The organism is Methylobacterium sp. J-001 (assembly GCF_022829565.1).
Lineage (GTDB): Bacteria > Pseudomonadota > Alphaproteobacteria > Rhizobiales > Beijerinckiaceae > Methylobacterium.
This window is the reverse complement of record NZ_JAKSYN010000176.1, coordinates 1-13,155: the sequence shown is the minus strand read 5'-3', so window position 1 is coordinate 13,155 and position 13,155 is coordinate 1. Positions and strand designations below refer to the sequence as shown.

General features: G+C 68.5%; 10 protein-coding genes. 7 read left to right on the top strand and 3 right to left on the bottom strand.

The genetic code is table 11. From position 1 onward, the window contains the following. Nucleotides 1-9 precede the first annotated feature (9 nt). Complete coding sequence (locus MKK65_RS22060; RefSeq protein WP_243960212.1) at nt 10-972, top strand: acetamidase/formamidase family protein; 963 nt, start codon at nt 10-12, stop codon at nt 970-972. A 20-nt stretch (nt 973-992) separates the two neighbouring features. On the opposite strand, the gene MKK65_RS22055 is transcribed toward MKK65_RS22060, so the two are convergent. The 3 genes from MKK65_RS22055 to MKK65_RS22045 all read right to left on the bottom strand — a co-directional run bounded on the left by MKK65_RS22055 (nt 993) and on the right by MKK65_RS22045 (nt 5,111). Then, on the bottom strand, nt 993-1,355 hold the full coding sequence (locus tag MKK65_RS22055) for a transposase (protein WP_243960211.1): 363 nt from the start codon (nt 1,353-1,355) through the stop codon (nt 993-995). A 610-nt stretch (nt 1,356-1,965) separates the two neighbouring features. Next, nucleotides 1,966-3,531, bottom strand: a complete 1,566-nt coding sequence (locus tag MKK65_RS22050; RefSeq protein WP_243960239.1) for a GMC family oxidoreductase — start codon at nt 3,529-3,531, stop codon at nt 1,966-1,968. Between the two features lie 8 nt (nt 3,532-3,539). Next, nucleotides 3,540-5,111: an ABC transporter substrate-binding protein gene (locus tag MKK65_RS22045; protein WP_243960210.1), complete on the bottom strand. Its 1,572-nt coding sequence runs from the start codon at nt 5,109-5,111 to the stop codon at nt 3,540-3,542. Between the two features lie 317 nt (nt 5,112-5,428). Here MKK65_RS22045 and MKK65_RS22040 point away from each other — a divergent pair, with 317 nt between their 5' ends. The 6 genes from MKK65_RS22040 (at nt 5,429) to MKK65_RS22015 (ending at nt 12,500) form a co-directional block, all read left to right on the top strand. Next, nucleotides 5,429-7,012 (top strand): ABC transporter substrate-binding protein, encoded by a 1,584-nt coding sequence (locus MKK65_RS22040; RefSeq protein WP_243960209.1) that lies wholly within the window; start codon nt 5,429-5,431, stop codon nt 7,010-7,012. Then, nucleotides 7,009-7,995 (top strand): ABC transporter permease, encoded by a 987-nt coding sequence (locus tag MKK65_RS22035; protein WP_243960208.1) that lies wholly within the window; start codon nt 7,009-7,011, stop codon nt 7,993-7,995. The genes MKK65_RS22040 and MKK65_RS22035 overlap by 4 nt, the downstream gene beginning before the upstream one ends. Continuing rightward, complete coding sequence (locus tag MKK65_RS22030; RefSeq protein ID WP_243960238.1) at nt 7,995-8,831, top strand: ABC transporter permease; 837 nt, start codon at nt 7,995-7,997, stop codon at nt 8,829-8,831. Before MKK65_RS22035 ends, MKK65_RS22030 begins: the two co-directional genes overlap by 1 nt. After that, nucleotides 8,828-10,477 carry an ABC transporter ATP-binding protein gene (locus MKK65_RS22025; protein WP_243960207.1) on the top strand — a complete coding sequence of 550 codons (1,650 nt, stop codon included), beginning with the start codon at nt 8,828-8,830 and terminating at the stop codon, nt 10,475-10,477. The genes MKK65_RS22030 and MKK65_RS22025 overlap by 4 nt, the downstream gene beginning before the upstream one ends. Nucleotides 10,478-10,575: 98 nt before the next feature. After that, nucleotides 10,576-11,475, top strand: coding sequence for a fatty acid desaturase (locus MKK65_RS22020; protein WP_243960206.1), 900 nt, complete (start codon nt 10,576-10,578; stop codon nt 11,473-11,475). Next, nucleotides 11,472-12,500 carry an alpha/beta fold hydrolase gene (locus MKK65_RS22015; protein ID WP_243960205.1) on the top strand — a complete coding sequence of 343 codons (1,029 nt, stop codon included), beginning with the start codon at nt 11,472-11,474 and terminating at the stop codon, nt 12,498-12,500. The genes MKK65_RS22020 and MKK65_RS22015 overlap by 4 nt, the downstream gene beginning before the upstream one ends. Nucleotides 12,501-13,155: the final 655 nt, after the last annotated feature.

The following is a 13,155-nucleotide window of genomic DNA, read 5'->3' as shown; positions in this document are numbered from 1 at the left end:
GGAAACGCCGTGCCCACCCATCACGAGATTCCCGCCACGCCCGAGACGATGGTGCTCGGCTACTTCGACGCGGCGCTGCCGCCGGTGCTCACGGTCGCGTCCGGCGACACTGTCACCCTGCACTCGCATCCGGCGGGCGGGCGCGAGTCGCTCCACCCCGACCCGGCCCGGGTGCCGGCCGACCTGCTCCACGCCCTCGACACGCTGGAGCGCGGCCCCGGTCCGCACTTCGTCACGGGCCCGGTCCATGTGACGGGGGCCGAGCCTGGCGACATGCTGCAGGTCGACATCCTCGACCTCAAGTTCCGCCTCGACTGGGGCTTCGTGGCGATCCTGCCGCTGCTCGGCACCCTGCCGGACGAGTTCACTGAGTACGAGACCGTCCACGCCGACATCGACACGGCCAGCGGCCTCTGCCGCCTACCCTGGGGGACCGAGCTGCCCCTCGATCCGTTCTTCGGCATCATGGGCACCGCCCCGCCCGCCGCCTGGGGCCGGGTCGGCACGCCGGTCCCCCGCGCCTTCGGCGGCAACATGGACAACAAGGAGATGCGCGTCGGCACGACGCTCTACCTGCCGGTCTTCAATCCCGGCGGCGGCTTCTATGCAGGCGACGGCCATGGCGTGCAGGGCGACGGCGAGGTCTGCATCACCGCCCTGGAGACGGGACTCACCGGCACCTTCCGGCTCACCGTGCGCAAGGATCTCCCCGGCGCCTGGCCCTTCGCCGAGACCCCCACCGACCTGATGTCGATCGGCCTTCACGAAAGCCTCGACGAGGCGATGCGACAGGCGGTGCGCGAGATGGTGCGTCTGGTCTGCGCCCGGAGCAGCCTCACCCGCAACCAGGCCTACATGCTCTGCTCTCTGGCCGGAAACCTGCGGATCACCCAGACGGTGGACGGCAACAAGGGCGTACACATGCTCATGTCCAAGTCCGCCCTCGGCACGGCTCCCGGCAAGCCCGCCTGAGGCGGCGGGGATCCGGGAGATCAGTTCGCGCTTCGCCCGAAGGCGAAGCGGCCGACACAGGCGGCCGCGCCGCGATGGCGCGGTCCCTGGTGTGGGGCCGTGCGTTCGGTCACGGCCGTCCGGATCGGCTCTGCCCGCACCGGCTGCAGGAGCAGGGCGGCCCGGAGCCGCTGCACCTCCGCCCGGAGTCCGGCATTCTCCCGCTCGACCTGAGCGAGCCGGGCCACACCCGCAGGTTTCAGCCCACCGAGCCGCCGCCGCCAGCGATAGTAGGTGCCGAGCGAGACTTGGGCGCTCGCGCAAATCTCGGCGACCGGTATGCCCCGCGCGGCCTCCGCGAGCAGGAACGCGATCTCCTCGTCCGTGTGCAGGGATCGGCGCATGCAGGATCTCCTGGTTCACCGGCCTCGATCGAAGCCCAAGAGCGGGGCGAGCAAGAAGCGGACCGGCAGCGATACCACGTTTCCACCGCCCCCCCGAGGCCGTTCGCCCAGGAGACCAGCAGGCATCGCCTTATCCAGCGTTGAACCGTGCTTCAGTTTCTGAGTGACCGTCCTTGTTTCTTGAGGCTGGAAGCGCAACACGGATTGACTCGGCCGCGGATACCGTTGTCTTCCGGCGGCTCATCCGTCGCGGTGGAGCGGAACTCGATCCTTTTTCGTCGAGGGGTAGATTGGCTTCCATGGCAATATTTGGCTGAATAAGTGCACCTCACAGAACTTCCGGTTCCCGGGAGCTCTCCCTTCGCACGCGACGGTGCGGCGGGAGTTTTGTGAGAGTCTCTAAGACAGCTGGCCATTCCAGTGTCCAAATCAGAGGGATCAGCCCTTCTTCGGCGCTTAAGGGCTCCATCAGCGCCAGTCTTTGCGGTCGGCGCAAATCGATCACCGCAAAGACCCGCACGATTGGGTCTGATCTCGAGCCTCACAGGCCATGGCGAGCGACCGATGTCCTCGAGAGAATTGATAATTTGGCGTCGATAGGCGCCGGAAATTACTGATTGCTCATGCGCCGAGCAAGATTTTCCCCGATCATCACGCAGGTGAAATGCAGGTTGGCCCTGCAATCGCTGGGCATGATGGACGCGTCGCAGACCCGCAGACCGCCGACCTCGCGGACCTTCAGATCGGGATCGACGACGCCGGATGCGTCCTGCCAACCGCTCATGCGGCAGGTGCCGGCCGCGTGCTGGATGTCGCCCGCTTCCGCGAGCATCAGGTCGTCGAGTTCGGAATCCGGGAGGCGCGCAGATTCGCCCAGCGCGAGGGGGCTCTCGCCGAACCGGATCGCCGTCGCGAGGTCGGCCAGCGCCGGATGCGTCGTCAGGCGCGCCAGCCGCCGCACCGCATCGCGCAGCCGCAGGCGGTCGCGCGGATCGTCGAGCATGTTCTCCTCGATGACCGGATTGATCTCGGGATCAGCCGATGTGAGGTGCAGGGAACCGCGCGAGAAGGCGTCGTACAGACCGACGCCGACGGCACCCTGCGGGGTCGGTTCCAGACCCGTCAGGCCGCGGTGATTGTAGGCGACGACGATCATGTCGCGCTCGCCGCCCCCCGCGAGACCGCTCGAATAGGTCACGCAGCAATTGGTATGGCGGGCATCCGGCCCGAGGGCCCAGTGGCCGGGGTTCAGATCCATCGTCGCCCTCAGGATCGGGTGATCCATGAAATTACCGCCGACCGCCTCGTGCGCGTGAAGGATGGGGATGCCGAGGGCGCGAAGCGGCTCGGCGGGGCCGATGCCGGAGCGCATCAGAATCGCCGGGCTGTGGACGGCGCCGGCGCAGAGGACGATCTCGCGGCCGTGGAGCTCGGTCCAGGCGTCCGTCCCGAAGCGGACGCGGAGCCCGACGGCCTTGCGCCCCTCGAACAGGACGCGATCGACCAGCGCCTCGCAGCGAATCTCGAGGTTCGGCCGGTTGCGGGCCGGTTCGAGATAGCCGTCGTTGGTGGTGACCCGGTGCCCGTCGCGACTGTTGATCGGGTTGCACGACACGCCCTCGCCCTGCGGCGCGTTGAGATCCGCCTTCCAGGCATAGCCGTCCGCCAGTGCGGCCTCCCTCAGCCCGCGGTCGACGGCGCCCCACGCGTCCAGCGGGGCGCGGTAGACCGGCAGCGGACCGCCGCGACGGGCCCCTGCCTCGGTGGCGAATTCGGCGTCGTCCTCGATCCGGTCGAAGAGCGGCATCACGTCCTCTGCCGACCAACCCGTGCAGCCCTGCGCCGCCCAGGCATCGAAGGCAGCTGGGACACCGCGGATCGCGATCTGCGCGTTTACCGTCGAACTGCCGCCGAGCGCGCGACCGCGCCAGTAGAAGCGGGGCTCCTGGGCGCGGGTTCGGCGGCTCATCAGCCCCGGCCATTGCCAGTCCGCCTGGTGGCTCGGATCGTACATGAACGGGACGATGTTGGCCGAGCGCAGGGCCGGCGGGGCATCTGCGGACCGCCAGTCGCGGCCCGCCTCCAGCAGGAGCACCCGGCGGCCGGGATCCTCCGACAAGCGCGCGGCCAGGGCGGCACCGGCAGAGCCGGCGCCGACGACGATGACATCGTACACGGCAGCGCTCATGGCTTCTCGACGTTCCAGAAGAGCGGGATGGCGGACGGGATCAGCCCGGTCAGGGAGGTCCGGTAGGCTGCCGGCTGGGCGAACTGGCCGAAGGGTACGACCAGGCCTTCGCCGTAGACGATGGACTGGATCTCGCCGGCGATGTCACGCCGCTTGTCCGGATCCGGCTCGCGGGCGAACCGATCGAACAACCCGACCATGCGCGTGTCGCACATGAACCCGGAACTCGCCGCATCCTTGCAGGTGAAGTTGATCGCCGAGTTCGTCAGCGGCGAGCTGAGATCGAGGCCGAGGGCGTGAATGCCGAAAACGCTCCAGCCGGTCTTCTTGGTGCGACGGGCAAGCAGGGCCGCCCAATCCATGACCTGGAGATCGACGGTGAAGCCGGCCTGCTTCAGCCGGTCGGCCAGGATCGTGGAGGAGACGCGCGCCGCCTCGAGGTCGTTGGCCGCCATCACGATCACCGGCTCGCCCTTGTAGGCGGTCGCCTTCAGGGCAGCCCGCGCCGCCGCGACGGACGGATCGTGCAGGAGCTCGGCCCCGACATGCGTCTCGTAGGGCGAGCCGCAGATGAAGAAGGCGTCGCAGGTCTGCGAGAAGCGCGGGTTGAGGCCGAACCCGTCCAGGACTTCGCGCTGATCCACGAGGCGGAGCAGCACGCGCCGGATCGCCGGGCCGTCGAAGGGCTTGGCCGCCGTGTTGATCCTGTAATGCCCCGTGAACCGGTGCGGGCCGGTGAAGTTCATCACCGCCAGATTCTTGTTGCGCTCGATCTGCTCGATCAGATCGAAGGGCGCGTACTGCATGAGATCGATCTCGCCGGCGCCGAGGGCCCCGACGGCGGTCGCACCGTCCGGGATGACGCGGATGTCGAGGGCGTCGACCTTCACGACCTTGCCGCCGGCGAGGAAATCGGCCGGTTCGGAACGCGGCCGGTAGTTGGGATTCTTGCGCAGCAGCATGTGGTCGCCGGTGATGTGCACGGTGCGGTCGTAGACGAAGGGACCGGATCCCATGACCTCCGTGAGCTGCGTCGTGGGCGGCGTCGCGGCGAGCCGGGCAGGCATGATGAAGGGCGTCGGGCTCGACGTGGTGCCAAGGGTGTCGAGCACGAGGCCGTACGGCTCCCGCAGCGTGAGCACGAACGTCCTGTCGTCCACGGCGTCGAGGGCGGCCGCCACGTCCATCAGCCGGCCGCCGAGCGCGCTGCGGGCCGCCCAGCGCTTCAGCGAGGCGACGCAGTCGGCGGCCCGGACGGGCGTGCCGTCGTGGAAGCGCAAACCGTCGCGCAGGGTGAAGCGCCAGGTCAGGCGATCGTCCGACACCGACCACGTGTCGACCATCTGCGGCTTGAACAGGCCCTTCGCGTCCGGCGCGAACAGCGTGTCGTAGACCATGAAGCCGAAGGTCCGCGTGATGTAGGCCGTGGTGAAATAGGGATCGAGGGTGACGATCTCGGCTTCGAGCACGGCCCGCACCGTCGTTTCCGCCCGGGCCGATGCAGGCGCCAGAGGTGCCAGGAACGCCGCCGCGGCTGCAAGCAGCCCGGGAAGCCAGGATCGTCTCATGTGCATTCGCCCTCTGTCCGGGCCGGATAGGCAAGCCCAATACCAGGACGATACGACTCTCTGCTTCAACGATCGTCCCGGCGTCGGCTGCGGCCCTGGGTCAGGCCAGCAGGAGGCAGCAGCGCGGCGACACAGGCCGGGCGCGGTGCGTTTCTCGACGGCGGTGCACGGACATCTTCACCTTCTCCGTGTCGGCCGCCTCGTCTCAATGCCCATAAGTGGCCTGTTCGATGCATTGGGCTGGAACGGCCCCGGCCTGCCGTGGGGATTGCAGGACCGTCCGCCCGGACGGTCCGAGGCGCTTGAAAAGGTCCCGGATGAATCGTCGCGATTTCGCCAAGCTGGTGCTCGTCGCAGGGGCGGCGGGGCCGATCCCTTTCGGCATCACGCGCGCTGCAGGCCAGACCCGGGGCGGCGTCCTCAACACCGTGATCCAGCCCGAGCCACCGATCCTGGTTTCGGCGCTCAATCAGCAGGCGCCCACGCTCACGGTATGCGGCAAGATCTACGAGAGCCTGCTGACCTACGATTTCGATCTGACGCCCAAGCCCGGCATGGCCCAGAGCTGGGAACGCAGCCCTGACGGCCTGAACTACACCTTCAAGCTGTTTCCCGGCATCACCTTCCACGACGGGTCGCCGATGACTTCGGAGGACGTGGTGTTCTCGGTCACGAAGGCGCTGATGGAGGCCCATGCCCGGGCGCGCGGCACGTTCTCACGCCTGGCCTCGGCCGAAGCGCCGGACCCGCTCACCGTGGTGTTCAAGCTGAAGGAGCCGTTCGCACCGTTCCTGCACGCCTTCGATGCGACGACCGCGCCGATCATCTCCAAGGCGCTCTACGAGAACACCGACCTTCGGCAGAACCCAAACAACGCCCGGGCGATCGGCACGGGCCCGTTCAAGCTCAAGGAGTGGGTGAAAGGCTCCCACATCCACCTCGTGCGCCACGAGGGCTACTACCGGAAGGGCGAGCCCTATCTCGACGAGATCTACTACCGGGTGATCCCGGACGCCGCCTCGCGGGCGGTCGCCCTGGAGAGCGGCACGATCCAGCTGACCCAGTGGAACGACGTCGAGGCCTTCGACGTGCCGCGCCTCAAGGCGCTGCCGAACCTCGACATGACCACGAAGGGCTACGAATTCTACGCGCCCCATCTCTGGCTGGAGATGAACACGCGCATCGCGCCGATGAACGACAAGCGCTTCCGCCAGGCGGTGCTGCACGCCATCGACCGCGAGGCCCTGCGCAAGCGCGTCTTCTTCGGACTCGGCAAGGTCGCCACCGGCCCGGTCTCGTCGAAGACCCGGTTCTACGAGCCGAATGTGCCAAAATACGAGTACGCCCCCGCCAAGGCGATGGCGCTCCTCGACGCGATGGGGCTGAAGCCCGCCGCCGACGGCAAGCGGGTAAGCCTCAAGTACCTCGTGCCGCCCTATGGCGAGATGTGGGAGCGGGTGGCGGAGTACGTGCGCCAGTCCCTCGGCAAAGTCGGGATCGACATCGTGCTGGAGGGCATCGACGTCGGCGGCTGGGCGGCGCGTTGCGGCAACTGGGAATTCGAGATGTCCGCGCCCTGGACCTACCAGTACGGCGATCCGGCGCTCGGCGTGGCACGCTCCTACATTTCCTCGAACATCCGCAAGGGCATCCTGTTCTCGAACACCTCCGGATACAGCAACCCGGAAGTCGACAGGCTGTTCGAGGAGGCTGCAGTCGCGCGGGACGACGCCACCCGGCAGACGCTCTACAGCCGGGTCCAGAAGATCCTGGTCGAGGACGCGGCGGTTGCATGGCTCACCGAGCTCGACTTCCCGGCCTTCACCGACAAGCGCATCAAGGATCTCGTCGTCACGGGCAGTGGCGTGAACGACACCTTCGCCCGGGCCTATCGCGCATGAGGACGATAGCCGCCCTGGCCGCCTGGATCGCGCGGACGCTGGCGGTGATCCTGGTCATCGCCAGTGTGAACTTCGCCCTCGTCCACGCGGCGCCCGGCGATCCGGCCCAGGTCATCGCGGGCCAGTCCGGCGCCTCGGACGAGACGCTCCTCCGGCAGCTCCGGGCGGAATACGGCCTCGACAAGCCCTACCCGGTACAACTCTCGACTTATCTCGGGCGGGTCCTGCGGCTCGATCTCGGCTATTCCTACCGGCAGCAGCGCCCGGTGCTCGGCCTCGTCTTGGAGCGGCTGCCCGCGACCCTGCTGCTCACCGGCACGGCCTTCGCCCTGGCGCTCGGATCCGGGATCCTGCTCGGCACCCTCTCGGGGGTGCGGGCGGGCCGGTGGTCCGACACCCTGATCGGCCTCGTGGCGCTGGTGCTCTACGCCATGCCGGTTTTCTGGCTTGGCCTGATGCTGGTGCTGGTCTTCTCGGTCCAGCTCGAATGGCTGCCGGCCTTCGGCTACCGCAGCGTCGGCACGACGTTCTCGCCGCTGGGGCAGGTCGGCGACGTGCTGGCGCACCTGATCCTGCCCGTCCTGTCGCTCGCCGCGGTCTATCTGGCGGTCTACGCCCGCCTGATGCGGACCTCGATCGTCGAGGTCGCCGCCCAAGACTTCGTGAAGACCGCCCGGGCCAAGGGCCTCACCCGCGGCCGTGTGATCCGCGACCACATGATCCGCAACGCGATCCTGCCGGTGGTGACGGTGGCCGGCATGCAGGCAGGCGCATTGGTCGGCGGCTCGGTGGTGGTCGAGACGGTGTTCGCCTGGCCGGGCCTCGGTCGGCTGGTATTCGAGGCCCTCAGCCAGCGCGACTATCCGGTCCTGCTCGGGATCTTCCTCGTGATGTCCGTGCTCGTGATCCTCATCAACATGCTGACCGACCTGCTCTCGAGGCTCATCGATCCGCGGATCGCCGCCTCCGCGAAGGCCGCGTGATGGGGGTCATCCGGGCGTTCCTGCGCAACCCCGGCGGGGTGATCGGCCTCGTGCTGCTCGTTGCGGTGGTCGCGGTGGCGATCTTCGCGCCGCTCCTCGTCCCGGTTGATCCCTGGGAAATGGTCGGCGCGCCATTCGAGCCGCCGCTGAGCCCGGACCTGCCCCTCGGCTCCGACACGATGGGCCGGGACATCGCCGCGGGCCTCGCTCACGGCGCCCGGGTCTCGCTGGCGATCGGCCTCGCCTCGACGCTCACGGCTCTGCTGGTCGGCGTGGTGTTCGGTGCGACGGCCGGATGGTTCGGCGGCCTCGTTGACGGCGTACTGATGCGGATCGCCGAGCTGTTCCAGACAATCCCCGGCTTCATCCTGGCGGTGCTGCTGGTCGCGACCCTGGGGCCGTCGCTCGCCCACGAGATCCTGGCGATCGCGGCGATCAGCTGGCCGCCGCTGGCACGCCTGACCCGCGGCGAGTTCCTGCGGCTGAAGAACCGGGACTTCGTACGGGCCGCCGCCTGCCAGGGCGAGCGCCCCGCGGCCCTGGTCCTGCGCCACATCCTGCCGAACGCCCTGGCGCCGATCATCGTCACCGGCTCGCTCACGGTCGCCACCGCGATCCTGATCGAGAGTGCGCTGAGCTTCCTCGGTCTGGGCGATCCGAACCTGATGTCCTGGGGATACATGGTCGGTGCCGCCCGCACGGTCATCCGGCAGGCCTGGTGGACGAGCGTCTTCCCCGGTGCTGCGATCCTGGTGACGGTGCTCGCCATCAACCTCGTCGGCGAGGCGCTCAACGACGCGCTCAACCCGCGGCTTGCCCGGCGGAGCGGCGCATGAGCCAGCCGGTCCTCACGATAACGGACCTCTCCATCAGCCTGCCGCGGGGCGCCGACCGGGCCCAGGCGGTGAGCGACGTCTCGATCACGGTGGGCGCCAACGAGATCGTCTGCCTCGTGGGCGAGTCGGGGTCGGGCAAGTCGATGATCGCCCATGCGATCCTGGGCCTGCTGCCGTCGGGGGTGACGTTGGCCGGCGGCGGCGTCACGCTTCGCGGGCGCGACATCGCCACCGCGTCCGAGGCGGAGATGCGCGCCATCCGCGGACGCGACGCCGCGATGATCTTTCAAGAGCCGCTCAGCGCGCTGAACCCGCTGAAGCGTATCGGCGAGCAGATTGCCGAGGCCATACGGGCCCATGCGCCGGAAACGCCGCGCGCCGCGGTCGGAGCGCGGGTCGGCGCGCTGATCCAGGATGTCGGCCTGCCGGACCCGGCGCGGATCCGGGCCAGCTTTCCGTTCGCGCTGTCGGGCGGCCAGCGCCAGCGGGTGATGATCGCCATCGCCATGGCCAACAATCCGGCGCTGCTGGTGGCCGACGAGCCGACCACCGCCCTCGACGTGACCACGCAGGCGCAAATCCTCACGCTGATCCGCCGCCTCCAGAGCGAGCGGCAGATGGGCGTCCTGCTGATCACGCACGATTTCGGCGTGGTCGCCGAGATGGCCGACCGCGTCGTGGTGATGCGCGACGGCCGGGTAGTCGAGCAGGGCAGCGCCGAAGCGCTCCTGACCACGCCCCGCGACCCCTACACCCGGGCCCTGATCGCCGCGGTGCCGCATGGCAGCGGCCGCCCGGCGCGCAGGACGACGGCGGCATTGCCGCCGCTGCTCGAGATAGAGGCACTCTCAAAGACCTTCATCACGCGGCAAAGGTGGTTCCGTCAGGCCCGCCGCGTGGTCGCCGCGGACGGGATCTCCCTCACGCTGTCGGCCGGCGAGACGGTGGCGGTAGTGGGCGAGTCGGGATCGGGCAAGTCGACCCTCGGGCAGATGATCCTGCGTCTGGCCGAGCCGGATTCGGGCCGGGTCCGCTTCGAGGGGCAGGATCTCCTGGCCCTGCGGGGCGAGGCGCTCCGGGTCGCACGCCGCCGCATCCAGATCGTGTTCCAGGATCCGTTCGCGGCGCTGAACCCGCGCCAGAGGGTCGGCGAGGCGATCGCCCGCGGCCCGATGGCCTACGGCGTACCGAAGGCCGAGGCCGTCGCCGAGGCGCGGGCGCTGCTCGAGCGGGTCGGCCTGAAAGCCGGCGCCGCCGACCGTTTCCCGCACGAGTTCTCCGGCGGCCAGCGCCAGCGCATCTGCATCGCCCGGGCGCTGGCGCTCAAGCCGCGCGTCCTCGTGGCAGACGAGGCCGTCTCGGCGCTCGACGTCTCCGTCCAGGCCCGCGTGCTCGACTTGTTGGCGGAGCTCCGTGCCGAGTACAATCTCGCGATGCTATTCATCACCCACGACCTGCGCATCGCCGCCCGGATCGCCGACCGGGTCGCGGTGATGCAGCGGGGCCGGATCGTTGAGACGGGACCGGCCGCTGCGATCTTCGCGGCGCCCGATCACCCATACACCCGCGGCCTCGTGGCCGCGATGCCCGGCCGTCGCCTGTTCGGCGGTCTCGACGCGTCGGCGCCCGAGGCGCTGACCGCCTGAGTGCGCCCGCCGGTTCGGCGACGAAGGCCCGCGGCACCGGCACGGATGATGCAGCGGCCATGTGTTTTGCGAGGCGCGTGCAACTTTCGGGGAGATCCATGGCTTCGGCGAGCGGACGGATTCTGTCGGGCGCGGAGGTAAAGGCGCTGTCGCAGCGCTCGGACCTGCGCGGTGCGATGCGCCTTGGGGCGCATGTCCTGATGTTGGCCGGCTCCGGCTGGCTGGTCTGGCGCTCCGGATCGTGGACGCTGCTGCCCGCCATGATGCTGCTCGGCATCGTGCAATCGGCGCTGTTTGCGCCGATCCACGAGACCATCCACCTGACCGCGTTCCGCTCGCGCCGGGCCAACGCCGCCGTCGGCTGGCCAGTCGCTTGCCCGTCGCTCCTGAACTGGCACTTCTACACGGCTTTCCACCTCGCCCATCACCGCCACACGCAGGATCCCGAGCACGACCCCGAACTCGCGTTGCTGCCACCTTCAACCCTCGACGCCTATGTCTGGCGCGTGATGGCGCTGCCCTACTGGCGCACCCGCCTCCAAGTTGCTGCGGCCGGCCTGCGCGGCGACCTATCGGCCTACCCCTTCATCACGGAGCGCACCGCGCCGCGCATCATCCGGTCGCTCAGACTGATGTGCGCCTTCCTGCTCGGCGTCTCAGTTCTCGGTATGGTGCTGATCGGCTGGTGGGCGCCCCTGGTGTTCTGGATCGGGCCGCAGCTCCTCGGGCAGCCGTTCCTGCGGCTCTACCTGCTCACCGAGCACACGCTCTGCACCATGGACGACAACGGCCTGACCAACACCCGCACGACCTTGACCAACGGCCTGATGCGTCTGCTCATGTGGAACATGCCGTTCCACACCGAGCACCACCTCTATCCGTCGATCCCGTTCCACCGCCTTCCGGACGCCCACGCGGCGATGCGCAAGCGCCTCGTCGTGCTGCAGCGCGGCTACGCCAAGTGGCATGTCGGCTTCGTCCGGACGTTGCGCCCGTGACCGGATGGCCGACGGCTACCGGAACCTTCGAACTCGGGGACCTGCCGCTTCAGTCGGGCGCCGTGCTGCCGGGCGCGCATCTGCGCTGGAAGACGCACGGGACGCTCTCGCCCAGACGCGACAACGTCGTGCTCTATCCGACGAGCTACGCGGCCCAGCATCCCGACCTCGAATGGCTGATCGGCCCGGATGGCGTGCTCGATCCAGAGCATTCGTTCATCGTCATCCCGGACATGTTCGGCAACGGGCTGTCATCGAGCCCATCGAACACGCCGGACTGGCCCGGCCTCGTCACCGCCTGGGACAATGTTCACGCCCAGCGCCGCCTCATCACCGAGACCTGGGGGATCGCGCATCTGCATGCCGTCTACGGCTGGTCGATGGGCGCTCAGCAAGCCTACCATTGGGCGGCCCTGTTCCCCGAGCAGGTCGCCCGGGCGGTGATCACTTGCGGCAGCGCCCGCACCGCCACCCACAACCGCGTGTTCCTGAAGGGCCTCATGGCGGTGCTGGAGGCCGCGCCCGAGTATCGTGGCGCGGGCCGCTTCTCGGCCGAGCCCGCCGCGTCGCTGCGGGCCTTCGGGCGCATCTACGCCGGCTGGGCGCTCAGCCAGGACTTCTACCGGGCAGACCTACACCGGACGACGCTCGGCGCGCCGGACCTCGACACCTTCCTGCGCACCGACTGGGAGGAACGCTTCGCCCGGCGCCCGGCGGCCGACCTCTACGCACAGCTCTGCACCTGGGACGCGGGCGACATCAGCCGCAACCCAGGCTTCGACGGCGACCTGGCGCGGGCGCTCGGCGCGATCACGGCCCGGCTGCTGCTGATGCCCGGGGAGACCGACCTCTACTTCCGAGTCGCCGACAACGCGGCCGAGCTGCCCCACCTCCGCGATGCCATCCTGCGGCCGATCCCCAGCATTTGGGGCCACCGTGCGGGCAATCCCTCCACCCACCCGGCCGATGCGGCTTTTCTCCGCGATACGGTACGGGCGTTCCTCGGATCATCCGAAGACATGTGAGTGCGGGACCTTCGCATACTTGCGAATCGGCAGGTACATATGTCCGTCCCGGGCCGGGCACCTTCGTTCACGTGATCCAACCCACGACGTTTGCAGCAGCGTTCGCTTTTGAGATGCTGCGAGGATTGGATAAACGGCGACATTGGGCGCGAAGCTGTCCTACGCCCCAATTGATTGAATGTTCGGTTTCCCGACTTTGCTTCCCGAAAGCGGACGGGCCCAAAACTACCCAAACCAGCTATAGGCTGCTCCTCTCGTCAGCCTGGGAGCGGACTTTCCCAAGTCGCGCACTGGGTCGCACACGCCTGCGGACTATCTCGGTGTTCCTCGATCCGTAGCGTGCCCTAATGCGAATCGCTTAGCGAAACAGCCGTCGCGCTGAATGTCTTGTGTGGATGGCTCCCGCATTGCAAGGGGCGAATTGAGCTTCTGATGCGTGGGTCGGGTGCAGTCTTGTGTCCGGCCTGTTGATGCAGTCGTTCATGTGACCGCTGGCCCTGATGGTATCTGCGAACTGGGTCCCACTCTGCTTTGCGGGCTATGACGCCCTGGACGTTCGGCGGGGTGTCCCGGCTCCCGGTCTGACCGGTTCGCCATCAACTCTCATCGTCCTCGCAACCTGGAAAAATCTCCTTGCCGTGCTGTCAGGCGGCCG

Coding starts and splice junctions, on each gene's coding strand:
- MKK65_RS22055 (WP_243960211.1), bottom strand. CDS start 1,355: ATGCGCCGATCCCTGCACACGGACGAGGAGATCGCGTTCCTGCTCGCG.
- MKK65_RS22045 (WP_243960210.1), bottom strand. CDS start 5,111: ATGAGACGATCCTGGCTTCCCGGGCTGCTTGCAGCCGCGGCGGCGTTC.
- MKK65_RS22040 (WP_243960209.1), top strand. CDS start 5,429: ATGAATCGTCGCGATTTCGCCAAGCTGGTGCTCGTCGCAGGGGCGGCG.
- MKK65_RS22035 (WP_243960208.1), top strand. CDS start 7,009: ATGAGGACGATAGCCGCCCTGGCCGCCTGGATCGCGCGGACGCTGGCG.
- MKK65_RS22030 (WP_243960238.1), top strand. CDS start 7,995: ATGGGGGTCATCCGGGCGTTCCTGCGCAACCCCGGCGGGGTGATCGGC.
- MKK65_RS22025 (WP_243960207.1), top strand. CDS start 8,828: ATGAGCCAGCCGGTCCTCACGATAACGGACCTCTCCATCAGCCTGCCG.
- MKK65_RS22020 (WP_243960206.1), top strand. CDS start 10,576: ATGGCTTCGGCGAGCGGACGGATTCTGTCGGGCGCGGAGGTAAAGGCG.